Origin of the sequence: Mesorhizobium sp. M0923 (assembly GCF_040319365.1) — a bacterium.
Taxonomy (GTDB): Bacteria; Pseudomonadota; Alphaproteobacteria; order Rhizobiales; family Rhizobiaceae; genus Mesorhizobium.
This window is the reverse complement of record NZ_JAMYNW010000002.1, coordinates 24,287-49,324: the sequence shown is the minus strand read 5'-3', so window position 1 is coordinate 49,324 and position 25,038 is coordinate 24,287. Positions and strand designations below refer to the sequence as shown.

The 25,038-nt window shown below is 61.3% G+C and carries 22 protein-coding genes and 4 pseudogenes; 18 read left to right on the top strand and 8 right to left on the bottom strand.

Annotated features, from left to right (window positions below):
• Positions 1 to 150 precede the first annotated feature (150 nt).
• Positions 151 to 861, top strand: coding sequence for an IS110 family transposase (locus NKH89_RS03950; protein ID WP_502896864.1), 711 nt, complete (start codon positions 151 to 153; stop codon positions 859 to 861).
• A gap of 344 nt (positions 862 to 1,205) precedes the next feature.
• Here the strand turns inward: NKH89_RS03950 and NKH89_RS03945 are convergent, their stop codons facing one another.
• Both NKH89_RS03945 and NKH89_RS03940 read right to left on the bottom strand, forming a co-directional pair.
• Positions 1,206 to 1,808, bottom strand: a complete 603-nt coding sequence (locus NKH89_RS03945; protein WP_031193942.1) for a DUF4142 domain-containing protein — start codon at positions 1,806 to 1,808, stop codon at positions 1,206 to 1,208.
• 56 nt (positions 1,809 to 1,864) lie between these two features.
• Positions 1,865 to 3,262, bottom strand: a complete 1,398-nt coding sequence (locus NKH89_RS03940) for a cytochrome B6 (RefSeq protein WP_352908431.1) — start codon at positions 3,260 to 3,262, stop codon at positions 1,865 to 1,867.
• A 228-nt stretch (positions 3,263 to 3,490) separates the two neighbouring features.
• Between NKH89_RS03940 and NKH89_RS35740 the strand changes: the two are divergent.
• Positions 3,491 to 3,906: pseudogene (locus NKH89_RS35740) on the top strand (DHA2 family efflux MFS transporter permease subunit); the annotation flags it as partial.
• A pseudogene (locus tag NKH89_RS03935) lies at positions 3,902 to 4,317 on the top strand (molybdopterin cofactor-binding domain-containing protein); the annotation flags it as partial. The pseudogenes NKH89_RS35740 and NKH89_RS03935, both read left to right, overlap by 5 nt.
• Positions 4,318 to 4,460: 143 nt before the next feature.
• Here the strand turns inward: NKH89_RS03935 and NKH89_RS03930 are convergent.
• The gene (locus NKH89_RS03930; RefSeq protein ID WP_352908430.1) at positions 4,461 to 4,958 is read right to left on the bottom strand and encodes an alpha/beta fold hydrolase; all 498 of its coding nucleotides are present in this window, start codon (positions 4,956 to 4,958) and stop codon (positions 4,461 to 4,463) included.
• Positions 4,959 to 5,565: 607 nt separating this feature from the next.
• Between NKH89_RS03930 and NKH89_RS03925 the strand changes: the two genes are divergently transcribed.
• Positions 5,566 to 7,098 carry a serine hydrolase gene (locus NKH89_RS03925; protein ID WP_051409760.1) on the top strand — a complete coding sequence of 511 codons (1,533 nt, stop codon included), beginning with the start codon at positions 5,566 to 5,568 and terminating at the stop codon, positions 7,096 to 7,098.
• Between the two features lie 201 nt (positions 7,099 to 7,299).
• Here NKH89_RS03925 and NKH89_RS03920 read toward each other — a convergent pair.
• Positions 7,300 to 8,159, bottom strand: a pseudogene (locus NKH89_RS03920) (IS5 family transposase); the annotation flags it as partial.
• 83 nt (positions 8,160 to 8,242) lie between these two features.
• On the opposite strand from NKH89_RS03920, the gene NKH89_RS03915 reads away from it, so the two are divergent.
• Both NKH89_RS03915 and NKH89_RS35735 read left to right on the top strand, forming a co-directional pair.
• Positions 8,243 to 8,656 carry a Ros/MucR family transcriptional regulator gene (locus NKH89_RS03915; RefSeq protein ID WP_023722284.1) on the top strand — a complete coding sequence of 138 codons (414 nt, stop codon included), beginning with the start codon at positions 8,243 to 8,245 and terminating at the stop codon, positions 8,654 to 8,656.
• 273 nt (positions 8,657 to 8,929) lie between these two features.
• Positions 8,930 to 9,466 carry a hypothetical protein gene (locus NKH89_RS35735; protein WP_502896863.1) on the top strand — a complete coding sequence of 179 codons (537 nt, stop codon included), beginning with the start codon at positions 8,930 to 8,932 and terminating at the stop codon, positions 9,464 to 9,466.
• 55 nt (positions 9,467 to 9,521) lie between these two features.
• On the opposite strand, the gene NKH89_RS03905 is transcribed toward NKH89_RS35735, so the two are convergent.
• Positions 9,522 to 9,785 carry a hypothetical protein gene (locus NKH89_RS03905; protein WP_023722282.1) on the bottom strand — a complete coding sequence of 88 codons (264 nt, stop codon included), beginning with the start codon at positions 9,783 to 9,785 and terminating at the stop codon, positions 9,522 to 9,524.
• Positions 9,786 to 10,092: 307 nt separating this feature from the next.
• Between NKH89_RS03905 and NKH89_RS03900 the strand changes: the two genes are divergently transcribed.
• Together NKH89_RS03900 and NKH89_RS03895 are read left to right on the top strand one after the other, a co-directional pair.
• Positions 10,093 to 10,755, top strand: coding sequence for a nucleotidyltransferase domain-containing protein (locus tag NKH89_RS03900; protein ID WP_352791776.1), 663 nt, complete (start codon positions 10,093 to 10,095; stop codon positions 10,753 to 10,755).
• Positions 10,752 to 11,168 carry a hypothetical protein gene (locus tag NKH89_RS03895; RefSeq protein WP_023722279.1) on the top strand — a complete coding sequence of 139 codons (417 nt, stop codon included), beginning with the start codon at positions 10,752 to 10,754 and terminating at the stop codon, positions 11,166 to 11,168. Before NKH89_RS03900 ends, NKH89_RS03895 begins: the two co-directional genes overlap by 4 nt.
• Positions 11,169 to 11,209: 41 nt before the next feature.
• On the opposite strand, the gene NKH89_RS03890 is transcribed toward NKH89_RS03895, so the two are convergent.
• Together NKH89_RS03890 and NKH89_RS03885 are read right to left on the bottom strand one after the other, a co-directional pair.
• Complete coding sequence (locus tag NKH89_RS03890) at positions 11,210 to 11,584, bottom strand: FCD domain-containing protein (protein WP_352791797.1); 375 nt, start codon at positions 11,582 to 11,584, stop codon at positions 11,210 to 11,212.
• An 815-nt stretch (positions 11,585 to 12,399) separates the two neighbouring features.
• Complete coding sequence (locus NKH89_RS03885; RefSeq protein WP_352908429.1) at positions 12,400 to 12,711, bottom strand: hypothetical protein; 312 nt, start codon at positions 12,709 to 12,711, stop codon at positions 12,400 to 12,402.
• 448 nt (positions 12,712 to 13,159) lie between these two features.
• On the opposite strand from NKH89_RS03885, the gene panB reads away from it, so the two are divergent.
• Both panB and panC read left to right on the top strand, forming a co-directional pair.
• Complete coding sequence (gene panB / locus NKH89_RS03880) at positions 13,160 to 13,996, top strand: 3-methyl-2-oxobutanoate hydroxymethyltransferase (protein WP_352484667.1); 837 nt, start codon at positions 13,160 to 13,162, stop codon at positions 13,994 to 13,996.
• Positions 13,993 to 14,952, top strand: coding sequence for a pantoate--beta-alanine ligase (gene panC / locus NKH89_RS03875; protein WP_352494305.1), 960 nt, complete (start codon positions 13,993 to 13,995; stop codon positions 14,950 to 14,952). The genes panB and panC overlap by 4 nt, the downstream gene beginning before the upstream one ends.
• 140 nt (positions 14,953 to 15,092) lie before the next feature.
• Here the strand turns inward: panC and NKH89_RS03870 are convergent, their stop codons facing one another.
• A complete protein-coding gene (locus tag NKH89_RS03870) occupies positions 15,093 to 15,773 on the bottom strand; it encodes a GntR family transcriptional regulator (protein ID WP_352484666.1) in 681 nt (226 codons plus the stop codon).
• 232 nt (positions 15,774 to 16,005) lie between these two features.
• On the opposite strand from NKH89_RS03870, the gene NKH89_RS03865 reads away from it, so the two are divergent.
• From NKH89_RS03865 to NKH89_RS03830, 8 genes and pseudogenes are all read left to right on the top strand, one after another.
• A complete protein-coding gene (locus NKH89_RS03865; protein WP_023722272.1) occupies positions 16,006 to 17,133 on the top strand; it encodes a sugar ABC transporter substrate-binding protein in 1,128 nt (375 codons plus the stop codon).
• A gap of 72 nt (positions 17,134 to 17,205) precedes the next feature.
• A complete protein-coding gene (locus NKH89_RS03860) occupies positions 17,206 to 18,744 on the top strand; it encodes a sugar ABC transporter ATP-binding protein (RefSeq protein ID WP_502895957.1) in 1,539 nt (512 codons plus the stop codon).
• The gene (locus NKH89_RS03855; protein ID WP_352908428.1) at positions 18,741 to 20,810 is read left to right on the top strand and encodes an ABC transporter permease; all 2,070 of its coding nucleotides are present in this window, start codon (positions 18,741 to 18,743) and stop codon (positions 20,808 to 20,810) included. The genes NKH89_RS03860 and NKH89_RS03855 overlap by 4 nt, the downstream gene beginning before the upstream one ends.
• A 13-nt stretch (positions 20,811 to 20,823) precedes the next feature.
• A complete protein-coding gene (locus NKH89_RS03850; RefSeq protein ID WP_352908427.1) occupies positions 20,824 to 21,630 on the top strand; it encodes an SDR family oxidoreductase in 807 nt (268 codons plus the stop codon).
• A 9-nt stretch (positions 21,631 to 21,639) separates the two neighbouring features.
• Positions 21,640 to 22,587, top strand: a complete 948-nt coding sequence (locus NKH89_RS03845) for a 3-hydroxyacyl-CoA dehydrogenase (RefSeq protein WP_352908426.1) — start codon at positions 21,640 to 21,642, stop codon at positions 22,585 to 22,587.
• The gene (gene kce, locus NKH89_RS03840) at positions 22,584 to 23,546 is read left to right on the top strand and encodes a 3,5-dioxohexanoate:acetyl-CoA acetone transferase (RefSeq protein WP_352494302.1); all 963 of its coding nucleotides are present in this window, start codon (positions 22,584 to 22,586) and stop codon (positions 23,544 to 23,546) included. The genes NKH89_RS03845 and kce overlap by 4 nt, the downstream gene beginning before the upstream one ends.
• Before the next feature lie 35 nt (positions 23,547 to 23,581).
• Positions 23,582 to 24,460, top strand: a complete 879-nt coding sequence (locus NKH89_RS03835) for an SMP-30/gluconolactonase/LRE family protein (RefSeq protein ID WP_352549452.1) — start codon at positions 23,582 to 23,584, stop codon at positions 24,458 to 24,460.
• A 60-nt stretch (positions 24,461 to 24,520) separates the two neighbouring features.
• Positions 24,521 to 25,034, top strand: a pseudogene (locus NKH89_RS03830) (DUF6088 family protein); the annotation flags it as partial.
• Positions 25,035 to 25,038 lie beyond the last annotated feature (4 nt).

Here is a 25,038-nt window from a genome sequence, read left to right as displayed (position 1 = left end):
ATGTGTCGCAGCGAGAGACCAGCGTTTGCGTCGACGATGATGCTGGAAGGCCTATCTTCCAAGGGAAGGTGAAGTCCGATCCGGGAGCACTGACCGAGTTGCTCCGCAAACGGGCACCTCACGCCGAGCGCATCCGATTCGAGACGGGCCATGTCCAGCTGGCTCTGGCATGAGCTCAAGCGGGTCGGATTGCCGGTCGTCTGCATTGATGCTCGGCATGCGAAGGCGGCACTTTCAGTTCGAATGAACAAAAGTGATGAGAACGATGCCCGCGGCCTGGCCGAGCTGGTTCACGTCGGTTGGTATCGGGAAGTGAAGGTCAAAAGCGCGGAGAGTCAGGCCACCAGATCCATGCTCGTCGCACGGTCAAGACTTGTTGAGATCCGGCGCGATCTCGAAAACCAGACACGGTCCATGCTGAAGGAATACGGGCTGCAGTTCAGTCGATCGATTGGGTCACAGTTCCGGCGAAAGGTTTGGGAGCTGGTTGCTGACGGGCATCCGCTTCGGTCGTTGGTTCAGGCCCTTCTATCTGTCCACGAGCAGGTCTGCTGTGAACAGGAGAAGCTCGATCGGCAAGTCCGGCATCTCGCTCGTGAAGACGACGGCGAAACGGATATCAATGGCCGCGTCTCACGCTGGGGCGATCGACTGTTGCGAACCTATCTCTACGAAGCAGCCAGTGTCCTCCTGCACCGGACGAAGAAATGGTCCACGCTGAAAGCCTGGGGGATGCGTCTGTCGAGGCGGATCGGCTTGAAGAAGGCAAAGGTGGCGGTCGCACGGAAGATCGCGGTTCTGCTTCATTGCATTTGGGTCGACGGCACCAGCTTCGAGTGGGGCAGCGAAAAGATGGCGTAACAGATCCGCACTCGATCCCAATCGCGGGCCCTTTGCGGAACTCGTGATGTCCCCCGCCGGGACGGTGGTTGCGGCGACCTCGGTCAAACGGCTGACAGCAGTTCATCTGCATCTCGTTGGAAACGTTGAGGCGCCCGACCCGAACATCATCATGAGGCACTCGACCTCGGAAAGGACCATGACCCCGGCGATGGCAGTGCGAGATCCGGATTGACAACCACCCGCAATTAAAGGGCCGTCTGACAGGCGGAGCTCGCCGAATGGCCACAACAGCTAAGATTGACGCGTTTGGCGGCTCGCGTGCAATCGTAAGCACTGTTCACGTTGCAGATGTGGCCGGCAGTTTATTTGCTCTTTTGCGCTTCCGCTGCGAGCAAGGCTTGTCCCGCCAGTTCCGCGTGCAGCGTGCGCGCCATATCGAGGTGCTCGAGCACCTTTGGTAGGTTGTCTGAGGCGAAGTGCTGGAGCTCTGGATCTTCGCCGGAGCCAATCTCCCAAGCCAGAAGCTGCGCTGTTTTCTGGTGGTCGAGGATCTGCGCCGCCAGATAAGCAAGATCGAACGCGACGCCGTCCTGCTTTTCGAGATCAGCGCGGATTTTCTTATGATCAGGGTCGAGCTCTTCGGGAAGCGGAATCTCGCTCTTGTCCGCGACGGATTTCAGCTGTTTATTTGCCTCGTCGTGATCTTCGACCATTCGATTTGCAAATGCGCTCACCCCATCATGGCTTGTCTTTTCGGCCGCGAGCCGACCCAGTTCCACCTCGGCCCTGCCGCCAGCCGTGACCAGCTGGGCGAAAAGCCGATCCTGATAATTCGTCTGGTTCGGCGCTGGAACTCCGGGCTTCTCCATCCTCGTGTCGGGAGCAAGGCCGGCCGGATTGCCGATCTGCGCCATCGCACAACAAGGCGACAGCCCCACGGCGAAGGTGATTGCGGCAGCACGCATGAGTGTCCTCCATTCCGCGCCGAAGGCGGGCCCCCGGCAGCGGCTCTTTCGCTCGTTCAGAGAGTGAGCAGGTAAGCCACGAGTGAATCCTTTTCCGGCTGGTCAAGCTTCGTTCCGAGCACCAAGTTGAAGAACTCAACGGTATCGCCAAGCGTCATTAGGCGGCCGTCATGCAGATAGGGCGGAGAATCCTTGATCCCGCGCAGTGTGAAGGTCTTTATCGGCCCATCCAGTATGGCGACCTGGTCGTTGAAGGTCTCGCCGATCTTGTAGAACCGCTCGAGCTTCAGGTCGTGCATGTTGTTGTCCATGAATGACAACCCTGGAACATGACACTCGGCGCAGCGGCCCTTGCCCATGAACACCTGCTCGCCCTTGAGCTCCTGCGCACTTGCGGTGGCCGGGTCAAGCCGCCCGAACGGGTCGAGCTTCGGCGCCGGCGGAAAATCGATGATATTCTGCATCTGCGCCATCATCGCCACCTGGTTCGTGCGGTCGGGCAGATTCACCCCTTTGCGGGTGGCGCTCACGTGATCGCCGTTGAAGTAGGCGGTGCGCTGCTCGAATTCCGTGAAGTCCTCGACTGAGCGCAGCGAGCGCTTGGAGCCATGAATCTGCTGATTGAACAGGCCGCGTAGGCTGGTTGTGTCGAGCCGAAAGCGCTCGGCTTGTGGCCGGACGTCCGGCGTCAGGTGAAAGGCTGCGTTGGTATGGAAATTCGCATGGCAGTCGAGGCATGCCACACCCATGCTTTGCATCGCGACCTTTCTGTCCTCGGTCTGATTGAATTCCTCCTGCGGGAAGGGCGTCAGCAGCAGACGCAGTCCTTCCATTTGTACGGGTGTGATGATGCCGTTCATATATTCGTAGAAGTTGCGGATCGTCAGCAGATCACCGCGCGACACATCCCCCAGTTCGGGATGCGTGGTGAGGAATATCGGAGGTGGAAATTCCGGCGTAAGATAGTCGGGCAGGTCGAAATCGACGTCGAAGCGCCGCAGATCGCGCCCTTCATCGGCGCCGATCTCTCTGATCTGGTTTTCCGGAAAGACCTGGCCTCCGGTCGCCTGCTTGACGTGCGGCAGCGGCAGGAAGCCGTTCGGCAACAAACCACGGTCGCGGATTTCTTGGGGAGTCTTGGCGGCCAGGCTGTCCCAGGTCTCGCCTGCCGGGAGTTTGACCCTGACGCCCTCCTGCACCACTTTCCGGCCGCCCGACATCATGACGCCCCGCATCGGCCGGTCCGCCAGGTTGTAACGGCTTTCGAGCAACTTGCGCTGCCGCTCGATCACGGCGGGTTTTTGCGCTTCGTCATTCTCCTTCACCGCAGAAAAGGGCAGGCTTGGCAATGGACGATAGGTCAGATCTGGCGGCAGCGGATCGGAAGCAGCGGTAAGCGTGACCGCGGCGGCGCCGAGCAGCGCCGGCAAGCCAAGGTTGAAGACACGTGACATATCCCCTCCCAAGATTATGAAAGTCTCAATACGAACAGACCGCCCCAACTCCCACGTGCGATGTTTGTTCCCGTGACTCCAACCAAACCGGACCGCGTCGTTGATGAGCTCGGGCGAGCCGCCGTGATACTAAGACGACTGGAATTGCAGAGCGGTAATCCTCCTTGACCAAGGCCAACGCAACGGCTGGTTCGTGTCGAGCTTCATCACGACGTTTGCAGTCATTTCTGGGATATTGGCCGCGGCGATCCGACCGTCGAAATACGCCTGCTGTTCACTCGCCAATTTGGTGCATGTTTCTTGGTTATGATGGCAGTCGGCGCCGTCATGTTCAGCACAACGCAGATCATGCCACAGCTGCAACAAACGGCATTGGCCTACACAGGGGACGCTGTCGGGCCTCTCGATTATGCCGGGCGGCATCGCCATGCTGCGGGTATGTGGTGGCTACGTTCGCCCTATGGCATATGACGTCGCTCACCCCGACGCCAGCTACTACTTTTTGCCTTTTGGGCGCGTCTTCCTGATGATCGGACTGCGTTCCTGATCATCCCTATTTCGACCGCGGCTTACGTCGGTCTCCCTGCGCAAAGACCAATCAGGCGTCAGCGCTGATCAACGTCGCCCGCAACATCGGCGGCTCGCGCCTCGATTTCGCTGGTGGCGGCGGAGGAACTCGGTATCCCCTATGAGCAGGTCAAGGCGGTGGTCGCCGATACCTCCAGCCTCGGCTACAACGATATGACGGACGGCAGCCGCGGCGCCTTCTCGTCTTCGATGGCGGCGATCTCCGCCGCCCGCAGCGCCATCAAGATCCTGCGGGACCGCGCCACGCAGACGTGGGACATCCCGGTCGACGACCTGGCCTGGGAAAAGGGCCACGCGATCGCCAGGGGCGCGACGCACGGCAACCTTTCGCCGCTGTCGCTGGAGGACGCCGCGTCGGGGAGACCGGCGGACCGATCGCCGGCCACAGTGAGCTCGTCGCCCACAGCGCCGGCGTCTCCTTCGCCACCCATATCTGCCATATCGAGGTGGATTCCGAGACCGGCTCGTGGCCTGCGGCTCGGTCGTCCTCGTCATGTTGTCGGTCTATGCCTAACCCGGCCCTGTAGTCCTCGATCACGCCGTGGACCGTCGCCGGATCGTGGATCGAGGCGAGAAATCAGCGTAAGCCTCCGCGCCCATCTCCGCGGGATCACCGCGTATCATGCGTCTGGATTGGCAAGGATAGCCTGCTCCGGCTTTTCAGGCTGAGCGAAGAAGAACCAATGCCACCAAGCCGATGCGAACCGAGCGTCACATCGCGCCAGCGCATGCCGATCGGAATGGCTTGCCGGCTGACGGATGCCGGATGATCCATTGCTGTCCGAAATGCGGTGTACGCCCCACGGTCCTGACCCGCAAGTCCGAAGCGATCGAAGCCCAGATAGTACATAAGGGCTAAGCAATCGCGGGCATTGGACCTTTTAGACGAGCCCGAATGGTCAGGCATGTCAAAGGGCTTGGCCGAAACCGCGAAGATCAGGCAAATTACGGTGTATTCCTCAGCCAAAATCGGCGCCACGCGATGCCAAGTGGCATGGGTGCGAGGATGACCGTGCAGCATCAGAAGCGGTGGGCCCCTTCCACCAACCCGCACTCTGAGCGTCGCTTCCGGAAGTTTGATCTGCTCCAGCGAGAAACCTTCAAACATGCAACTCCCTCCATTCGCAACATTTGCCAAACGTGTAAACGGAGAGGCAGTTCAATGTCGGCTTCCGCGGGATGTGAACTTGCCACGTATTTCCGAGAAGAGGTCGTGAGCCGAATGGCGGCTTTAACTGGTCCCGCGGCAATAACCGGACGGACAGCAAACGGGCCCCCTGCCGCAGGCAAGATCGGTGAAGACGAAGCGTCCCGGCCCCTCGGCCATCGGACCCCATGCAGCAGGCCATAGGGCCTCGCGATGGGCCATATAATTGGCTTCGATGACTTTCTGGTTTGCCGCCAGCCCGTTGGCGAACAACTCCTGATTGGATGCCATTTGCCGCCCGGCCTTGGAACTTGACGTTCTCCCGCGCAGTCCCATCCAATTGCCGCCCGGGTAGGTAACGCGGATACTTCGCCAGGTCCCGAAATCACATGCGCGCAGCCGCCGTCTTTGTCTGATCTTTGGACTTAAACATATCAGTAGAAAATAACCGTAACCATCTTTCATCTTGCCGCGTATGGTCCGATCATCTGCCGGTGCAAGTTTGAGGACATGCAATGAAGAAGGCCGCTGCTCTCCTGGTACTTTCCCTCGTTACCATGCTGCCCCAATGGCAGCCGCGCAGTCCTACGTGCCGGAGCTTGGGCCGTCGCCGCCGCAGGATGCTATGCAGCTGTATCCCGGCGGTGTCGAGAAGGCTGTGGCCGCCCTGTCGGACATCGTCAAGAAAGTCAAGGAAGCATCCGACGTTCCCGGCTTCGCCGTGGCGGTGGTGCAGGGCGGCAAAATGATCTTTGACGAAGGCTATGGCCTTCGCGACAACCGGGACGACACTTCTAGGGTCAGCAGCACTACCATTTTCCAGGTCGCCTCGGTGTCGAAATCGATCTCGGCCACGGTGGCCGCCATCGCCATGACGAAGGACCACAGCTTCGACTGGGATACCGCGGTCGGCAAGGTCTGGGACGGCTTCCGCCTCAATCTCGACTATGTCTCGGGCAACGCCACCATCGGCGATTTCTTCGCCCATCGCTCGGGCCTGCCAATGGCGGCGGGCGATGAGCTCGAGGATCTCGGCTTCCAGCGCAAGCAGATCGTCGGCGGCCTGTGGATGGTGCCGCTCGATCCCTTCCGCATCTCCTATCACTACGCCAATTTCGGCACGACGATCGGCGCCGAGGCAGTGGCCCACGCCGAGAAACAGCCTTGGGAGCCGCTGGCCAAGAGCCTGTTGTTCGATCCGCTCGGTATGCGCTCGAGCAGCTATCGGCACGAGGACTTCATGGCCGCCGGCAAGAACCGCGCCCTGCTGCATGCGCGCGTGGCGGAGAATGTGTTCGAGCCGCTCTATGACCGCGATCCCGACCAGCAGGCGCCGGCGGGCGGCGTCTCCTCCAGCGTCCAGGATCTTGCCAAGTGGATGATCCTGCTGCTTGGCGACGGCACCTATAACGGCCAGCCCATGATCGACCCGAAGATCCTGCAGCCCGCCATCACACCGCAGAGCGTGACCTACCGCGGCGAGACGCCCGATACGCGGGCCAGCTCCTATGGCTATGGCTTCAATGTGGGGGTGAACGCCAATGGGCGCACCACCATGGGCCATTCCGGCGGCTTCCTGCTCGGCGCCGGCACCACCTTCCAGATCTTGCCCTCGGCCGACGTCGGCATCGTCGTGCTCACCAACGGCTCCCCCGTCGGCGCCGCCGAGGCGGTCGCCGCCAGCTTCATGGACATCGTGCAATATGGCCAGATCACCCGCGACTGGTATCCCTACATGAAGCCGCGGTTCATGGGCTACTACAAGCCGGTGGGCGACCTCGCCGGCAAGGTCAAGCCGACGAACCCCGCCAAGGCGCGCAGTCCATCCTTCTACGAGGGCCAATATACGAGCAACTATTTCGACACCGCCACCGTGCGGGCCGATGGCGACAAGCTGATGCTCGAACTCGGCCCCAAGCCCATGCAGTTCACGCTCGAGCACTGGGACGGCGACACCTACGCCCTCACGCCCCGCGGAGAGAACGCGCCGACCGGCTCGCTGTCATCGGTGAAGTTCGTCGGTTCCCCCGGCGGCATTCGCGCGCGGGTGATGACGGTGGACTATCTGAATGAGAACGAGTTGGGGCATTTTCAGAGGTAGGGGGTGAAGGCGTCGGGTGCTTCATACACCCCATGCCGTCGGTCGACCTCACGCTTCAAAGCCTCGTGGGCGCTCGCCAGACAGAGCCGCAGTGTCTTAAAAAGCGCCTCGTCTCGTTGGGATCAAAACCACCCTGGGTGGTGGCCACCGACCGGCGGTGGCCCTGACCTTGGCCATCAGCCGGTCTCCGCCATGAGCTTTGTTCTGCGCTACATGCGGCGTCACCCTCATCGAGCGCAGCTCATTGACGAAGTCTTCCGCGTCGTAGGCCTTGTCGGCGCCGAGCGTGATCGCCTGTGGCCGCTCCGCTCGAGGTTCGATCATGTGCAGTGCGGCCACCCGCTCAGCATGTCCGTCGGCCAGTGTCAGGCAGGCGTCGACCAGCAGGCCGTGGCGGTTCTCCATCAAGCCATGTCCCATGAAGCACAGCTTGGCCTCCTTGCCTTTGCCCTTGCGATAGAGCCGGGCATCCGGATCGGTGGTCGAGGCATGTGTGTCGTTCGAGCGCTTGTGGCCATGGAAGTCCGCTTCCGCGTTTCGCCCGCCCCCTTCAGCCGGCGGCTCGCCCGAGCCGTCCTTCGGCTTGACGCTCTTCATCGACGCCCAGGCCTCGATCAGCGTCCCGTCGACCGAGAAGTGATCCGTTGACAGAAGCCTCTTGACTTGGGCTGCGTCAGCACCGCGCTCAGGAACTTTGCGGCGATGTCGCCCTCCAGCAGCCGGTCGCGGTTCTTGGAGAACACCGAATGGTCCCAGGCCGCGTCATCGACGCCGATGCCGACGAACCAGCGGAACAGAAGGTCGTATTCCAGCCGTTCCATCAAAAGCCGCTCCGAGCGGATTGAGTAGAACGCCTGTAGCAGCATCGCTCGCAGCAGCTTTTCCGGCGGGATCGAAGGCCGCCCCATCGGCGAATACAGCGCCGCCAAGCCCCGCTCCAACGCCGCCAGCGCCTCGTTCACAATCGCCCGAATGCGCCGCAACGGATGATCGCGCCGCACCCGAGCCTCGAGATCAACATAACTGAACAGTTCGCCAGACCGTTCGTCTCCACCGCGCATGCCTCGTTCTCCGAATCTCTCCGGAGACACTGAATCACGCTCACGTCCTCGCTGCGAGCCACTTTTTCAACAGCCTGCTAGGGATGACAGCAGATATCGTCGCAGCCTATGTCCAGAGCAACGCAACGCCCGTGGCGGATCTGCCGAATTTGATCGCCAGTGTTAATTCTGCGTTGTCTGGCCTGGATGAGCCGGTCGCTGCACCATCGCCAATACTTACGCCCGCGGCAAATCCTAAGAAGTCGATCTTTCCCGAATACATTATAAGCCTTGAGAACGGGCGCAAGTTCAAGTCGATGAAGCGCCACCTGGGCTTGCTTGGCATGACACCTGATGAGTACAGAGCCAAGTGGGGTTTGGCGCGGGACTATCCTATGGTAGCGCCAAGCTATGCGGCTCAGCGGTCTGCGCTGGCCAAAGCTGCCGGTCTCGGCCGCAGGGCGGTTGCCAAAACGCCGCCAAAGAAAGCACCAGCAAAGCGCAAGGCCAAAGCCTGACAGTGCACGAATTCGGGCCATGCCATCAGGTCTAGATGGTCCAGGTGGCGTGGCTGGGAATGAGCTGCCTGGCTTCGCAGTTCAGTAAGCGCCGCTCACGCCACAACACAAGCTTCAGCACTGCTTGCGTCTTCACGTCCTCGTATCCTGGCGGGGGCAGGAGAGGTCGATCAATGTGCGATCGACAAGTCGAGCTGATACATCGTCGCCCTCGACAGATAATCAAATCATGTCGATAAAATCGCACTACATCGATACATCAAGCTCTGCTCGATGCCACAAAGCAACAAAGCCGCTGAATCCAGCAGCGCTCCGGCATGGCCATACGGGTGCTGGGTAAGCCTAAATTTCTTCCCCGAGCAATATCCTGGCCTCCTTGGCAGCAGCGATGAACGCCTGGCGTGCTATCCTTGGTGGTTTTTCTCCACGGATTACGGCAAGGCATGCTTCGATTGCGGCGCGCCGCGACTTGCCCTCCGGCCTCGGCCAATCCTTCAGCAGAACTTCGGCCGCGTCGGATACCGACGCAACAACTCTGTCGCGATCGATCCGGCCGGGTTGAATGATGACGGGCTTTCTGAAACGTTTCGTACGCACGACAGCCTCCAAGAACAAGATATGTTAGCTTCTGCTGATCCTTTGCGCCACATCAAACGTCCGCAAGTAACAGAAGGCATCCGCTTAGCCCAGAAGCTGCCGCCGCGATGGACGCTGGCCAGTGCTTCAGCACGTCGGGCCGGCCCCGAGTTTCGAAGAGCGCATCGCCAAGAGCGGCGTTACCCAATAAATGATTCACAAAATACCCAGTGAAGGGCAGTGAAGGGGAGTTCTCCGAACGCCGCGAAATGGAATCTCGGGGCTGAATTTACTCCATATCCGGCACGTCACCGCAGGTGAATAGCACGGTCGGCGGGCCATAGTCGCCAATAGCCGGGTCGGCGTCGCGGCTCCATGCGATTACGCCAACGTGCTTCCCTGCGAGCGCCTGACCGGTGCGGATTGCGCGTTCCTCGCTTTGCTGATCGGCGGGACCAAAGGCGGGAAACAGTTCGCCGTCCTCGCCACGATCGAACGCCACTACGACGATTAGCTTGGGCTTCTTTTGACCGGGCAGAATATGATCAGACATGGCAGGAACCTGTCACATGACCGAGGATTGAGTCGTGTTCGAGACTCGGGAGGTGCGCATGCAAGACCACCGTTTTGAGGAGCCCGTGCAGGTCGCGGAACACTATCTACACTTGGAGCGGGTTGCCCAAGCCGCCGATATCCTCTGAACAGATGGCCGACGGCGACCAGCATCAGGTCCAGATGCAAACGTGGCGCAGCAACCGCCCAGGACTCAGACAACAGGACGTTCGTTTAGAAAACAAAACATCCGATTTGATATCCGACGATTTGATGTGCTATGAGTCCACAGCAGAAGGAACTTGCGCATGGCACGCTCGACCGCTCAAAGCGCTTTGCGCTATCCACTCACCATTATGCTCGGCACCGAAGCAAGCGTAAGATTGCTCCGGGAATTGTCGCGCCACGGCGGCTTGCTTTCTTCTCCATTGCTTGCGACTCGTAGCGGGCTTGCAAGGGCAAGCGTGTGGTCTGCTCTCGCAACCTTGGAAGGGATTGGCATCGTATCTTCGGAGGGAACGGGCAGGGCTCGTCTTTACCGGTTGAATGGTCGCCATCCGCTGGCGACATCACTGGAAGCTCTCTTCGAGCAGGAGGCGCTTCGGTATTCCAATATTCGCGCCGTAATCACTGAGGCGGTCTCCGCAGTTCGGCCGAAAGTACTCGCGGCCTGGATTTACGGCAGCGTAGCGAGGGGCGAGGACCGTCCAGACAGCGATCTCGACATCGCAGTGGTTACGCCATCCGAAAAGCTAGATAGCGCGCTCCAAGAAATCCGTGAGGCACTGGTGACCCAAGGTCAAAAGCTTGGCTTCAATCCCTCGGTCGTGGGACTCACTCCGGAGGATGTGGCAAGGCTGTCGAGCACGCGAGACCCGTGGTGGGGCGGGGTCGAAGCCAATGCCCTGCTCGTCTTGGGTTCACGCCCGGACGAACTCGCAACAAAAACTCGCCGGCAGGCGTTGGCATGACCAGAAGAGGTGCGACGAAAGCAGTCGAGACAGGCTTTGGCGAGGGGCGATTGCGCATCGCCCGCTCATATTTGAAGGCTGCCCGTTTAGAGGTGGCAATGTCCGGAACGGGTGACATCGGAAATCCGGCTATGTCGCAGATCGTGAATGCGGCAATAGCATACGCCGATGCGCTCACTGCCCGATTTGCAGGAAAGATCAACCGCGCGGATCATGCGGCCGTGGTGAAAACCATGCGCGACGCGCTTGGAAATCGCCTTCCTGCAGCGCAGGCCAGCAGGTTGCGGAGCATCCTCGATGAGAAGGACGAAACTCAATACGGAATCAGGGCAAAATCATTACCCGAAGCGGAGAGCTTGCTCGACAAGTTGGAAAAGTTCGCGGAGTGGGCGGAAAAAGAACTGGAAGTCTGATCAGCAATGGAGGCGGCATGTCGCTTACGGCGACCTGAATGTTACTTCAGCAGTTTGATCAGCACTGTGAAAGCCGCGTCGATGTCAGCGCGAACCGCGGCGCGGACCGCTTCCGCGTTACGGTCTCGCAGCGCTGCAAACATCTGCTGGTGGTGCTGGTTGGCGGTCGAATAGTTTCCGGAATCGTGCAGCATGTTGAAATAGGGACTGATCTGCAGCCACAGGTTCTCGATGATGTTGAGCATGTTTTCCGAGCCCGCGGCTCGATAGATGGAGAAATGAGAGGCGTAGTTAGCCCTGAGGTAGGATCCGGAGTGGAACAGCGGGTTTTGACGAAGGTTTGGGCACCAGCAAAAAACGTAGGTGAAGCATGGCTGCTCATCAGGAAAGCAAGGACCGCACTGAGCGTACGGCACGGGAGGCAAAAACGGCCAGACTACGGGAACAGCGGCTGAAGACTGGGACTGCTATGCAAGAGCGGAATGATGAGGGCGCAAAACGACCGTCAACACAGCGACGCCGCAATCGGTGACGCCTATCTTGTTGGCAGTTAGGGCCTCGTTAGCTCCCGGGCCTGCTCCGGGGACAAGGCCGAATGGGTCAAGCCCGACCTTGTCGGTCGGGTGAAATTTTGCCGCTCAATTTCCTCGATGAGACCTGACTGCCTTCAGCAGTTCCCGCTCGTCAGTGTGAGCATTTCGAAAAGTCGCCACTACCGTTTCCGCCAGGATTTTGCCCTGTTGGCTTAAAGGGTCGAGGTCTTCGTCTGCGCAAATCCGATCGAAAACGCGCTGGCAAATAGCCAAATCATGAGGACTAAGGCAGGTGCGATTGGTACGCTGGCGCTGCGGCATGTGCGAACCCTCAGGCCCGCTGCCCGTGCAGAGCAGCGGGCCTTTACAGCCAGACTGGAGAACGGAGGAGAGTTCTCGCGCAAAAAAACGTTTGATGTTGAGTGCTTGTTCCCGGCTAACGAAGTTGGTAATTTTCGTACAGTGCGCCACCTGGGGCCGATTGCCTTTCCGCAAGCAGTTAGCCGTTCAACTGTTTCAATGATAGCCTTGGCAAGCGCCTCACCCTCATGCATGGGCTCTTGGCCATAAGAGCAGGAAGACAGCCTCGATCGGCAGCACGCCGGCCGGGCAGGTCTCCTCGATGCCACGCGCACCAGAGCAAGGGCGGCCAGGCCTTGCGGACTTGTCTTCGGCATCGATGGTTTGATCTGCGTTCGCTAATCCGCCTCATCTCTGAGCGACATCTTTTTGCGGCGGACAGGCGTCCAGTCGATGATCGTATCAGCATCGACGGTGATTAGCCCGCCAGCTTTCACGGTCACCTTTCGATTTTCCTCGTCGACCCGCGTGACCTCGCCAGTGAGCTGGAGCTCGTCACCTGGTTTGGACTTTTTAGGAGCAGGGATCGAATGCGGAAAACCATAGGAGGGGATGCTGACGCTAGCTCTTCCGTCGTCCAGGAGCTTCAGCACCGTCACGGTGATCGCCACCTCATCGCCGATATTGATGTCCGCAATTTCCCAAACCATGCCCCTGATTCTGGAGCGGCTTTGACGGTAGTCAAGGGATTGCTAATATGCGGAAGATGCCAACACCGCCAGCGTGCACCTTGTTTCGGAACTGATTCGAACCAGCGATTTTGATTCAAATCGTAGTGTCTGGAGTGCGGGCGCATGCTTCCGTCACAACGCATTTCTGGTAGGCTTGCAACCAAGGTCGCTTCTGGCGTGAACCGCCGTGCGGCAGTTAAACTGTTCGAGTTGAAAACGGCCGGAGCCCGATTGCTCAGCCGATCAGCAACACGGTTGTCGCGCAGGATCACCGAAGCAGAGAAACGCTGGCCCTCTGTCTTTGCTTTGCGGAGAGCCTGCTTCGCGACGCACAAACTTTTCTGATGCAGTGCGGTTTTGGCCTTCGCACCTGCACAGAACTATGCAAAACCGTCACCGCTGGAACTTGACCCAAGGGAATGTGCCGATGAGTGTGGCGGTCGAAACAAAGGCGCTGACGCCGCCGGACATTGCGGCCCGAAAGCACAAGATGCCGATTGTCTGCTTAACAGCGTATACAACGCCCGTTGCGCGCCTCGCCGATAGGCATTGCGACGTGGTCCTGGTCGGCGACAGCGTCGGCATGGTGCTTCATGGCCTGACGTCAACCCTCGGAGTTACGCTGGAGATGATGATCATGCACGGCAAGGCCGTGCGCCGCGGTCTTGAACGGGCGCTGATGGTCGTCGACATGCCGTTCGGCTCCTATGAGGAGGGCTGCGAACAGGCCTTTCGCAACGCCGCCCGGCTGATGGCGGAGACCGGATGCGCTGCGGTCAAGCTGGAGGGCGGCGAGAGCATGGCTGACACGATCCGCTTTCTCATTGCCCGCGGCATCCCCGTCATGAGCCATGTCGGGCTGACACCGCAAGCGATCAATGTGCTTGGCGGCTACAAGGTCCAGGGCAGGGGCAGAGACGGCGACAGGATTTTGCGGGACGCTGTTGCTGTTGCCGAATCCGGCTCATTCTCCGTTGTACTGGAAAAGGTGGCCGAGCCGCTCGCACGAAGAATAACCGAGGAGGTTACGATTCCAACCATCGGGATCGGCGCCTCCGCCGCCTGCGACGGCCAGGTTCTGGTCGTCGACGATATTCTGGGCATGTTCACCGGTTTTCGTCCGAAATTCGTCAAGCGCTATGCCGAACTGGGCTCAGAGGCCGAAGCGGCCATTGCGGCTTATGCGGCTGATGTGCGGGGAGGGCGCTTTCCGGCGGCCGAACATCTCTCCGCCGACGCGCCGCAGGCCGGAGAATCCGCGTGAGCGTGCCGATCGTCCGCACCATTGCCGGGCTTCGTACCGTTGTGGCGGGATGGCGCCGTTCTGGTGCCAACATCGCCGTGGTGCCTACGATGGGGGCCTTGCATGAAGGGCATTTGAGTCTCGTGCGTTCTGCGCTTCAAAAGGCCGATCGCGTGATCGTGACGCTGTTCGTCAATCCCAAGCAGTTCAACAGTGCGGCGGATCTTGCCGCCTATCCCCGCACGGAAGACGAAGACGCTGCAAAGCTCACGCGGCTGGGCGCCCACCTGCTTTATGTTCCGGATGCGACTGAGATGTATCCTGACGGCTTCGCCACGACCGTGTCCGTGTCGGGCGTCAGTGAAAGCCTTTGCGGTGCGTTCCGGCCCGGCCATTTCGATGGGGTGGCGACCGTCGTTGCAAAACTCTTCCTGCAGACCGGCGCTGATTTCGCCTTTTTCGGAGAGAAGGACTTCCAGCAGCTTCAACTTATCAGGCGCATGGTCCGGGACCTGGATATTCCGATCACCGTCGTCCCCTGTCCGACAGTCCGGGAAGCCGATGGTCTCGCTTTGTCATCGCGCAATGTCCGGCTCTCGCCGGCAGAGCGCGCCGTCGCCCCAAGGCTAGCATCGGTCCTACTCAATACGGCGGCGGGGCTCTCGAACGGCTCTCCCGTCCTGCCAACGCTTGCCGAAGCGCGCGCAGCGATCCTGTCCGCGGGCTATCGCGAGGTCGAGTACCTGGAACTCCGTGGCGAGGCAGATCTGCAACCGATAGCAAGCCTGGATCGGCCGGCACGCCTGTTTGCAGCGGCCTGGCTCGGCGAAACGCGGCTCATTGATAACGTCAGAACACTGCCGTCTCCCGTTCTTGTTGACAAGCCGCTCGGGCATGCCTTCACCCGTGCCGACGGTCACACCGCAACGCCAGCATTCAAGGATGAGCTTGTAGGCTCTGGCAAGCGCTACCCCTGACCAACTCGGCCCTGTGAGCGCTGGATCGTCCCCTCTGGATGAATCACCGCAGCAAGGCGCCGGAAATGCCCGCTGATGCTCGGCGGTTCGGTTCGTGGTGAGCATCACCGTCCTGCCATGTCGGGCTTGGCGACCTGCGACTATTTCAGCAGTTTGATCAGGACAGTGAAAGCCGCGTCGATGTCAGCGCGAACCGCAGCCCGGACCGCCTCCGCGTTGCGGTTTCGCAGCGCTGCAAACATCTCCTGATGGTGCTGGTTGGCGGTCGAATAGTTTCCGGAATCGTGCAGCATGTTGAAATAGGGGCTGATCTGCAGCCACAGGTTCTCGATGATGCTGAGCATGTTTTCCGAGCCCGCGGCCCGGTAGATGGAAAAGTGAAAGGCGTAATTGGCCCTGAGATAGGATTTGACGTCGCCAGCGGCATTGGCCTGCTCGAGTGCCTCCAGATGCTGGCCCAGCAGCATCACGCCGTGATCGTCAATGCGTTCTGCGGCCCATGCGGCGGCGATCGCCTCGATTTCGAACCTGACGTTCCTGAGATCGATAAGCCGCGCACGACTTAATGCCGGGATACCGATCGAACGGCCCGAAACCACCATCAAGGCGTTGGCCGCGCTCAGACGCCTCAGAGCCTCGCGAACCGGCATCGGGCTGACGCCGAAAGCGTCTGCGAGGCTCTGCACCGTCACCATTTCACCTGGAACGATGCTGCCGTCGAGGATCAACTCGGTAACGTGCCGGTAAACCCTGTCCTGCAGGGTTTCCCTGGACAGCGGCGTGATCTCGACGCCCGGCTTCCTGAATGCCGCCCCAGCCATTTCTGTCAACCTTCCCCCATTCGAGCGACGCTCTTGTCATACCCGGCGCCTGTGTCCGGAATGCAAGGTTCGGATTGCCGCGTCAAGCGCCCGCGTTTCCGACTTTTCCCTCTTAGCCATTTCATCATTGATCTTTGATCAAATCATGATACGGTCAGCCGCATCGAATGACAAGGAGTACGTTTCGTACCCTTGGGAGCCATTCGGTCGTCTGAACTGGGAGGAGTTTCGAATGGGTATCGGATCGAAGGCCCGGCGGCTTGCGCTGCTTGCCGGCATGGCTGTTTGCGTTTGTGGTACGTCCGCCGCCGAAGCGGCCGGAAAGCACAAGATATTTCTCAGCATGAGCTTCATCGGCAATGATTGGCAGGCCGAGGCCGCCAACATGCTCAAGGCGATGGCGTCGCACAAGAGCATGGCCGACAAGGTCGACCTCCAGGTTCAGGTGGCGGGGCCGAACGCACAGCGCCAGATCCAGCAGATCAACGCGATGGTGCAGGCAGGCGCCGAAGCCATCGTGATTTTCCCGATCTCGCCGACAGCGCTCAACCAGGTGGTGAAGAACGCCTGCGACAAGGGGGTAAAGGTGTTTGCCTATGATGCCGAGATCACCGAGCCCTGCGCCTACAACGTCCATATCGACCAGGAAGAGGCTGGCCGGGTGACGGCGGAGTGGCTGGTCAAGAAACTTAATGGCAAGGGCAACATCATCGCGGTGACCGGCGTTCCCGGCACGTCGGTCGATGATCTGCGCACCAAGGCCGCGAAGGAGGTGTTTGCCAAGCATCCCGACATCAAGATCGTCGGCGAAGCTGTCGGCATGTGGAGCCAGGCGGTGGCCCGTACCGAACTGTCCAAGATATTGGCGACGCGCAGCTGGGATGACATAAATGGGCTGTGGATGCAGGTAGGCTGCTTCACTGCCAATTCCATGCAGCTCGAGGCCGGCAAGAAGGTCAGCGAACTCCTGCCTTGCGCCGGCGAGGGCTCCAATGGCGGGCGCATCCAGATGCTGCCGGAGGGCACGGAGGTCGAGGGCGCAACCTCTCCCTATGCGCCGCTCGGCGCGCCGCGCATTTCCTACGCCTCGCCGCCTTATTCCGGGGCGCTCGCTCTCAAGCTTGCCGTCGAGGCGCTTGAAGGCAAGCACGTTGCCAAGAAGACGATCCTGCCGCTGCCGGTCGTCACCAACGAGACGATAAAGCTTTGCGACGAGGGCACCTGGGCGGAGATGAAGGCTGGTTGCAATGCGTTCAAACCGTCGCTGGTCTCGAACCCAGGCTGGTTCGCCTCGATCTTCTCCGATCAGACACCTGAGATCGGTCTCGCGGCCGCCCTTGTAGGCCAGCCCGAGGAGTAGGCCTTCCGAAGTGGGGCGTGGGGTGCTTTCGAGGCGCTCCACGCAGCTTTCATGCGGGCTGGGACTGAGATCATGATGTCAGCGCATTCGACAGCTGTCGGCATAGAGGGCGTCCGCAAGGCGTTTGGCGCAACAGTTGCCCTCGATGGCGTTTCCTTCGAGATCGCTTCCGGCAGCGTGCATGCCTTGCTTGGCGAGAACGGTGCGGGCAAGTCCACGCTCGTTAAGCTGCTGTCGGGGCTGGTACGGCCCGACGATGGGCAAATCACCGTGTCAGGCGAACCGGCGCCACTCGGTTCGCCGCGCGCCGCGCATGCCAAAGGCGTGCAGACAGCCTTCCAGGAAATGACCCTGGTACGCGATCTCAGCGTTCTCGATAACATGTTGCTGCCTTACGCGCCCGTTGGCTCGATCGGCCTGATCAGGCGGTTGAGCGCGCGCAAGGCAGTCCGCAAGCACATCTCCGATCTGGGGTTTACGGTCGATCTCGATGCCGAGGTAGCGACGCTCGATCTCGCCATCCGCCAGAAGATCGAAATCGCGCGCGCGCTCTATCGCAAGCCGCGCATCCTTCTGCTCGACGAGCCGACTTCGACACTGTCAGGTGGCGATGTCGAGTGGCTGGGCGCCATCATCGCGCAATTGAAAGCGGCCGGTACCACGGTCGTGTTCATCACCCATCGCATGCGCGAGGTGCGGGCTTTCTGCGACACGCTGACCATTCTCAGGAACGGCCACCACATCGTGACCGCGCCGGTTGCCGATGTTTCGGATGGTGAGGTGATCGAAAAGATCATCGGCCGCAGCATCGCCCAGACCTTCCCGCCGAAACCTCAAAGTGAGGCCGCCTTCGGTCCGCCGGTGCTCGGTGTGCGCGATCTCAAGACGGGGAGGAAGCTCGACGGCGTCGATTTCGACCTGCGCAAGGGCGAGATTCTCGGCATTGCCGGGCTTCAGGGCATGGGGCAGCTCGACTTGTTCCTCGCCTGCTTCGGCATGGCCGAGATCGAGCGCGGCCATGTCCTGGTCGACGGCCGCAAGGTCTGGCTCGGCTCGCCCTCCGATGCGCTCAAGCCCAACATGGCGATCGGGCTGGTGCCGGAGGACCGCAAGACCGAAGGCCTGTTCCTGAAGCTCTCGGGCCGGCAGAATGCATCGCTGCCTGTGGTCGAACGCTTTACCCGATTTGGCCTGATCAGAAACGACGAGGAGGCAAAGGCCGTGCAGTCCGCCTTCTCAACCGTGGAGGTCGACCGCAGTGCATTATGGACGAGGGCAGGGGCGTTCTCTGGCGGCAACCAGCAGAAGATAGCCATTGCCAAATGGCTGGTCGCCGAAAGCCGGATCCTGCTGCTTTTCGATCCGACCCGCGGCATCGACGTCGGCACCAAGCACGAGCTCTATGTGATGATGCGCGACTATGTGGCGGCCGGCGGCTCGATCCTTCTGCATTCAACCGAAATTCCCGAGCTGGTCCATCAATGCGACCGGGTGCTCGTCCTCTACGACGGTCACCTGGTGGCGGAGCTTGCCGGCAACGACATCACGGAAGGCGCGATCATGCGGCCGGCGCTTGGCCATGGCGAGTTGGTCCGGGAGGCGGCGGAATGAGCGTGACGAGTTCGCCCGCGGTACCGGCCGCAACAGTGTCGCGGCTCCTCGCGCGGCATCGCGGCGCGATCATCGCGGCGATGGTCTTTGCCGTGCTCCTGCTAATCGTTGATCTGGTAAGTGCCGGGCGGCTCACTTATTTCGATATTTCGTTCCTGTCGAGCGGCGGCGCCACCTCGGCACTGGCGGCGATCGGCCAGACCCTGGTCATCCTGTCCGGCGGTTTCGACCTGTCCGCGGGCGCGGTGATCTCGCTGGTCAATGTCGTTCTGGCAAAAGGCATGGATCCGATGGCAACCGGCACGAGTGTCGCGCTGTGGACCTTGGCCGGAATTGGTGTCGGCATGCTGGTCGGCGCCTTCAACGGCTTCTTCATCGCCGTCCTGCGCATGCAGCCAATCGTCGTCACACTGTCGACCATGTTCATCCTGCAGGGGGTAACGCTGCTGGTCATGGACAAGCCGGGCGGTTTCGTCTCGCCCGATCTTGGCGCCTTCTATCTCGGTGATGCCATTGCCGGCTGGATACCGATGCCGCTGGTGGTCATCGGCGTCGTCCTGCTCGGCTGGTTCTGGCTCAAAGGAACACGCTTCGGGACGGCGCTTTATGCGCTCGGCAGCGACCCGGATGCCGCCGCCGCGGTCGGTGTGCGCGTCGTTCTCGTACGCTTCCTGGTCTATGTCATTGCCGGCGGCTGCTATGGGCTTGCCGGCGTTTTCATCAGCGCCCAGACCGGCAGCGGCGATCCGCTGGTCGGCAACCCGTTGTTGCTGTCGATGTTCGCGGCGGTCGTCGTCGGCGGCACAAGGCTGGGCGGCGGTCAAGGCGGGCCAGTCGGCACCGTCTTCGGCGCCTACATCCTGATGATGGTCGTCAACATCCTGCTCGTGCTCAACGTCTCGGCCTATTATTCGACGATCGCCGAGGGCATGATCCTGATCCTTGCCGTGCTTGCCGGCTCGCTGTCGCATGGCTCCGTGCTTGCCCGCCAACTGCGTGCGCTACGGGCTCGGCTGGCCGCGTGGCGCGCCGGAATGCTGCCCTCGCAGATCGATCGCACCGACCGGCGGCTGAGAATCAAGCGGGGCAGCGCTGGCGACCAGCAGGCGCCGCAGCCGGCCTTCCATGTCCGTAACGCCGAGACGCTGCGCTATGCGCTGCCGGCCTATGTCTGCCTGGCCGTCGTCGTGATCGTCACCCAGATCTGGCTTGGACGCGCCATCGTCAACGTCACCTACTGGAACTCGCTGTTCGTGCTGTCGAGCTTCCTTGCCATCCTGGCGCTTGGGCAGGGCAGCGTAATCCTCACCGGTGGGCTCGACCTGTCGGTGCCGTGGACGATCGGCCTGTCAGGAATCCTGCTTGCCGGCATGGTCAACGGGTCGGATGCTGCACTTGCCTATGCGCTGCCGGCGGTGCTGCTCATCGCTTGCCTGATCGGTCTCGCCAACGGCATCGGCATCGTCTTCCTCGGCATTTCGCCAATTGTAATGACGCTGGCCACCAACGGCATTCTGCAAGGTTTCGCTTTGCTCTACTCGCAAGGCACGCCGGCCGGCTTCTCCGCGCCGATGCTGCGCTGGTTCATGACCGGCAAAATATTCGCCATCACGCCGGTGGTGCTGTTCATGATCGCCTTCGTCGTATTTGCCGTACTGCTGCTCGGCCGCACCGCTTTCGGCCGCCGCGTCTATGGCATCGGCAACAGCCTGCGCGCAGCCCAGCTCTCCGGCATCGCGGTCGGTCGCACGCTCATCCTCGTCTATGTCCTGTCGGCGGTCTGCGCGGCGATCGTCGGCATCATGCTGACCGGCTTTTCCGGCCAGGCCAGCCTCGGCATGGGCGACGATTATCTACTGCCCTCCATCGCCGTCGTCGTGGTCGGCGGTGCGCTGATTACCGGCGGGCGTGGCCACTATCTCGGCATGCTGGGTGGGGTGCTGCTCCTGACCGCGTTGCAGATGCTGCTCGCCGGCACGACGCTGCCTTACGCGACGCGGGCAATCCTGTTTGGGCTGGTGGTGCTCGGTGCCGTCATGGCGCTGCGCGAAAGGCGGATTCAGTGAAAGGGATGGAACAATGAGCTCAAGCGCACCGGCATCGGCGGACGAATTCCTGACCGGGCTCAAAGGCCAGCGTGTGCTGGTCACGGCGGGCGCTGGCGGCATCGGCTTTGCCATTGCAGAGACACTGTCGCGGCTCGGCGCGCGTGTCGTGATCTGCGATATCTCCGACGAGGCGCTGGCCGCTGCTCCAGAGAGAATTACGCTCGCAGCCGCAGTCAAGGCCGACGTTTCGCGCGATGATGATGTCGACCGGCTGTTCGAGACTGTCAAGGAGAAGCTCGGCGGGCTCGACGCCCTGATCAACAATGCCGGCATTGCCGGGCCGACCGGCGGCGTCGACGAGATCGATCCGGCAGACTGGCGGCGTTGCATAGATATCTGCCTGACCGGCCAGTTCCTGTGCGCGCGGCGTGCCGTGCCGCTGATCAAGGCGGCGGGCGGCGGCTCGATCGTCTCAATGTCTTCGGCCGCCGGCCGCCATGGCTACGCATTCCGCACCCCCTATTCGGCTGCCAAGTTCGGCGTTGTCGGCCTGACCCAGAGCCTCGCCAAGGAACTCGGACCGCATGGGATCAGGGTCAATGCCATCTTGCCCGGTATCATCGAAGGGCCGCGCATCGACAAGGTCATTGCCGACCGGGCAAGGCAGCTCGGCGTGTCAAACGAGGAGATGACACAACGCTATCTGCAGAACATCTCGCTGCGCCGCATGACCAGCCCATACGATGTCGCGGCAATGGTGGCCTTCCTGCTTTCCGATGCGGGCGTCAACATTTCCGGCCAATCGCTTGGCGTCGACGGCAATGTCGAGACACTCTGAGGGGCGATCATGGCGAAGGTAGCAATTGTCGGAAGCGGTTTCATCGGGCGAGCGTGGGCGATCAGCTTCGCTCGCGCGGGGCATGATGTGCGGATGTGGGACCAGGCGGCGGCCGCGACCAGCGGTGCGCGCGACTATATCGCCGGCGTGCTCGGCGACCTCGCCGCCAACGATCTGCTGCGGGGACAGGCGGTCGATGCCGTGCTTGGCCGCATCACCATTGTGGCGGAGCTTGGAGAAGCCTTGGCCGATGCCGTCCACGTCCAGGAGAACACACCGGAAAACCTGGAGGTGAAGCGTGACGTATTCTCTCGGATCGACGCCCTTGCCGGTCCGCAGGCGGTGATCGCCAGTTCCACCTCGGCGCTGTTGCCGTCGAAATTCACCGATCATCTGCAGGCGCGGCATCGCTGCCTCGTCGTACATCCAATCAATCCGCCCTATCTCATCCCGGCAGCGGAAGTCGTGCCGGCGCCATGGACCTCCGCCGAAACGGTGGAAAGGACCCGCGCCTTTCTTGTCGAAGCGGGCCACGCGCCGCTGGTGATGAAGCGCGAACTCGACGGCTTCATCATGAATCGCTTGCAGGGCGCGCTGTTGGAGGAGGCGTTCCGGCTCGTCGCCGACGGCTACGCCAGTGTCGAGGACGTCGACACGGGCCTGCGCGAGGGGCTGGCGCTGCGCTGGTCGTTCATGGGTCCCTTCGAAACGATCGACCTCAACGCGCCTGGTGGTGTGCGCGACTATGTAGAGCGCTACCAGACGATCTATTCCAACATCTTCCCGCAGATGCTGCGTCGGGTCGACTGGGCCGGCGAGGTCATGGAGACGATCGAGGCCCAGCGCCGCACGCGCCTGCCGCGGGAAGAACTCGGCGAACGGCAGGTCTGGCGCGACCGTCGGCTGATGGCGCTGGCGGCGCACAAGAAAAAATCGGATCGGGAGTTTGGACGATGATGGAAACAAGCCGCAAGCCCGGCGCCCCGCAGGCCAAGGGCAAGGTCATCATCACCTGTGCGGTGACGGGGGCAATCCATACGCCGACCATGTCGCCTTATCTGCCGATCACGCCAGACCAGATCGCCTCGGAGGCGATTGCGGCGGCCGAGGCTGGTGCGGCAATCCTGCATCTGCATGCCCGCGACCCTGAGACCGGCAAGCCCGACCAGACGCCGGAGGCGTTCGCGCGTTTCCTGCCGCGCGTCAAGCAAGGCACCAATGCCGCCATCAACATCACCACCGGCGGCAGTCCTTACATGAAGGTGGAGGAGCGTGTGCGGCCCGCCGCCCAGTTCAAGCCGGAAGTCGCCTCGCTCAACATGGGGTCGATCAATTTCGGGCTCTATCACCTCGTAGACAAATACGAAACGTTCAAGTTCGACTGGGAAAGGCCGCACCTGGAAGCGACGCGTGACCTGGTCTTCCGCAACTCGTTCAAGGACATCGAGTACATACTGGAGACCTGTTACGACAACGGCACGCGCTTCGAGTTCGAGTGCTACGACATTGCCCATCTCTATAACCTCTCGCATTTCGCCGATCGCGGGCTGGTGAAACCGCCGTTCTTCGTACAGTCCGTGTTCGGCCTGCTCGGCGGCATCGGTACGCACCCGGAAGACGTCGCCCATATGAAGCGCACCGCCGATCGCCTGTTCGGCGATCAATACCGCTGGTCGGTGCTGGGTGCCGGCGCCAGCCAGCTGCGCATTGCCGCGCAATCGGCAGCGCTTGGCGGCAATATTCGCGTTGGGCTCGAAGACAGTCTGTGGGCCGGCAAGGGCAAGCTTGCCAAATCGAACGCCGAGCAGGTGGTGCTTGCCCGTAAGATTATCGAAGGCCTCGGCATGGAAGTGGCGACGCCCGACGAGGCTCGCGAAATCCTGTCATTGAAGGGCGGCGACCAGGTCGCGTTCTGACCGGTTTCTGCAAGGTTCGAACAGAGGAGGACGGCATGAAGATCGAGGTCGTGGTGGACGTGAAAACCACGCTGGGCGAGGGACCGCTGTGGGACGTTGAACAGGAGCGCCTCTACTGGATCGACAGTTTCGATGGGCGCGTGTTTCGGGCGACCGCCGACGGCCGCGAGATCCGTTGCTGGGACGTGCCGATGAAGATCGGCTCGATGGCGTTGCGCAAGGACGGCGGTGGCGCGGTGGTGTCGCTGCAGCGCGGCTTCCATCTGCTTGATTTCGCCACTGGCGAGGTGACGCCGATCCACGATCCGGAGCCGGACCGGCCGATGAACCGGCTCAATGACGGCAAGGTCGATCGGCGCGGCCGCTTCTTCGCGGGCTCAATGGACACGATGGAAGAGGGACCCTCCGGAGGGCTCTACCGGCTCGATCCCGATTTCTCCGTGACCAGGATAGATTCCGGCATCATCTGCTCGAACGGCCCGTGCTGGAGTCCAGACGACCGCACCTTCTATTTCGCCGACACCTGGACCGGCGAGATCTGGGCCTACGACTACGATATCGAAACCGGTGCCGCCAATAACCGGCGCACTTTCACGCGCGTCGATACCAGCCGGGGAGGGGCGGCCGACGGCTCAACTGTCGATTCGGAAGGATTCCTCTGGAACGCGCTGGTCTATGACGGCAGGCTGGTGCGTTACGCGCCCGACGGCAGCGTTGATCGCATCATTGACATGCCCGTCAAGAAGATCACCAGCGTCATGTTCGGCGGGCCGAAGCTCGACACCCTCTACGTCACGTCGATGGCCAAGCCGCCGCTGCCGCGCTTTCCGGGCGACGGAGTTTTACGCGGCAGCCTTTTTGCCATCACCGGCCTCGGAGTAACGGGAGTTCCGGAGCCGAGATTTGCTGCGTGAAGCTCGGCATCGTGCCGTCGCTTAGTCGCTGTCCTCCTCCGGGGCAGCCTTCCGCAAGATCTGGCGGGACGGTCAGCGATCGATCAGGCGCTCTCGCGCCTCATCAAAGAGGTAGGTTGCGGCGTCTCGCCCGCGGACTTTACGATTTCCCGAAACTGCATCCAAAACTTGGGCGCTTTCCCCGTCGCCCGATGATGTTGCCCAGGTCTGGCCAGGGAGACGGGCTCTCATGTGCAGGTCGCCGGGACGCATGCGGCCAATGCGCTTGGTCTGACCAGCCAAGTTCCCGCCCGAATCTCATATCTCACGGACGGTTCATCCCGTCGCGTGGTGCTCGGAAGGCGTGTTATCGACCTGCGCCATGCGTCGCCCAAACACCTGATAGCACCGGGGAGTGGTGCGGGAACAGTCGTTCAGGCGTTGCGGCATCTCGAGCCATCACGGGCCGCCGATGTCGTTCAGATCGCGTCGCGCCAACTGTCCCTGAGTGACAAAAAAGAGACTCGTCTCGACCGCCATACAGGCGCCGGCCTGGATGCGTCCGATACCATGCGCCATGGGCGACTCACCATCGGATG

Excerpts from the sequence above, each read along its gene's own strand:
- kce (WP_352494302.1), top strand. The coding sequence starts at position 22,584 with ATGATGGAAACAAGCCGCAAGCCCGGCGCCCCGCAGGCCAAGGGCAAG.
- panB (WP_352484667.1), top strand. The coding sequence starts at position 13,160 with ATGAGTGTGGCGGTCGAAACAAAGGCGCTGACGCCGCCGGACATTGCG.
- NKH89_RS03865 (WP_023722272.1), top strand. The coding sequence starts at position 16,006 with ATGGGTATCGGATCGAAGGCCCGGCGGCTTGCGCTGCTTGCCGGCATG.
- NKH89_RS03885 (WP_352908429.1), bottom strand. The coding sequence starts at position 12,711 with ATGGTTTGGGAAATTGCGGACATCAATATCGGCGATGAGGTGGCGATC.
- NKH89_RS03870 (WP_352484666.1), bottom strand. The coding sequence starts at position 15,773 with ATGGCTGGGGCGGCATTCAGGAAGCCGGGCGTCGAGATCACGCCGCTG.
- NKH89_RS03900 (WP_352791776.1), top strand. The coding sequence starts at position 10,093 with ATGGCACGCTCGACCGCTCAAAGCGCTTTGCGCTATCCACTCACCATT.
- NKH89_RS03945 (WP_031193942.1), bottom strand. The coding sequence starts at position 1,808 with ATGCGTGCTGCCGCAATCACCTTCGCCGTGGGGCTGTCGCCTTGTTGT.
- NKH89_RS03860 (WP_502895957.1), top strand. The coding sequence starts at position 17,206 with ATGATGTCAGCGCATTCGACAGCTGTCGGCATAGAGGGCGTCCGCAAG.
- NKH89_RS35735 (WP_502896863.1), top strand. The coding sequence starts at position 8,930 with ATGCCACAAAGCAACAAAGCCGCTGAATCCAGCAGCGCTCCGGCATGG.
- NKH89_RS03905 (WP_023722282.1), bottom strand. The coding sequence starts at position 9,785 with ATGTCTGATCATATTCTGCCCGGTCAAAAGAAGCCCAAGCTAATCGTC.
- NKH89_RS03925 (WP_051409760.1), top strand. The coding sequence starts at position 5,566 with ATGGCAGCCGCGCAGTCCTACGTGCCGGAGCTTGGGCCGTCGCCGCCG.
- NKH89_RS03895 (WP_023722279.1), top strand. The coding sequence starts at position 10,752 with ATGACCAGAAGAGGTGCGACGAAAGCAGTCGAGACAGGCTTTGGCGAG.
- NKH89_RS03850 (WP_352908427.1), top strand. The coding sequence starts at position 20,824 with ATGAGCTCAAGCGCACCGGCATCGGCGGACGAATTCCTGACCGGGCTC.
- NKH89_RS03950 (WP_502896864.1), top strand. The coding sequence starts at position 151 with ATGTCCAGCTGGCTCTGGCATGAGCTCAAGCGGGTCGGATTGCCGGTC.
- NKH89_RS03940 (WP_352908431.1), bottom strand. The coding sequence starts at position 3,262 with ATGTCACGTGTCTTCAACCTTGGCTTGCCGGCGCTGCTCGGCGCCGCC.
- NKH89_RS03845 (WP_352908426.1), top strand. The coding sequence starts at position 21,640 with ATGGCGAAGGTAGCAATTGTCGGAAGCGGTTTCATCGGGCGAGCGTGG.
- NKH89_RS03915 (WP_023722284.1), top strand. The coding sequence starts at position 8,243 with ATGACAGCAGATATCGTCGCAGCCTATGTCCAGAGCAACGCAACGCCC.
- NKH89_RS03855 (WP_352908428.1), top strand. The coding sequence starts at position 18,741 with ATGAGCGTGACGAGTTCGCCCGCGGTACCGGCCGCAACAGTGTCGCGG.
- NKH89_RS03930 (WP_352908430.1), bottom strand. The coding sequence starts at position 4,958 with ATGTTTGAAGGTTTCTCGCTGGAGCAGATCAAACTTCCGGAAGCGACG.
- NKH89_RS03835 (WP_352549452.1), top strand. The coding sequence starts at position 23,582 with ATGAAGATCGAGGTCGTGGTGGACGTGAAAACCACGCTGGGCGAGGGA.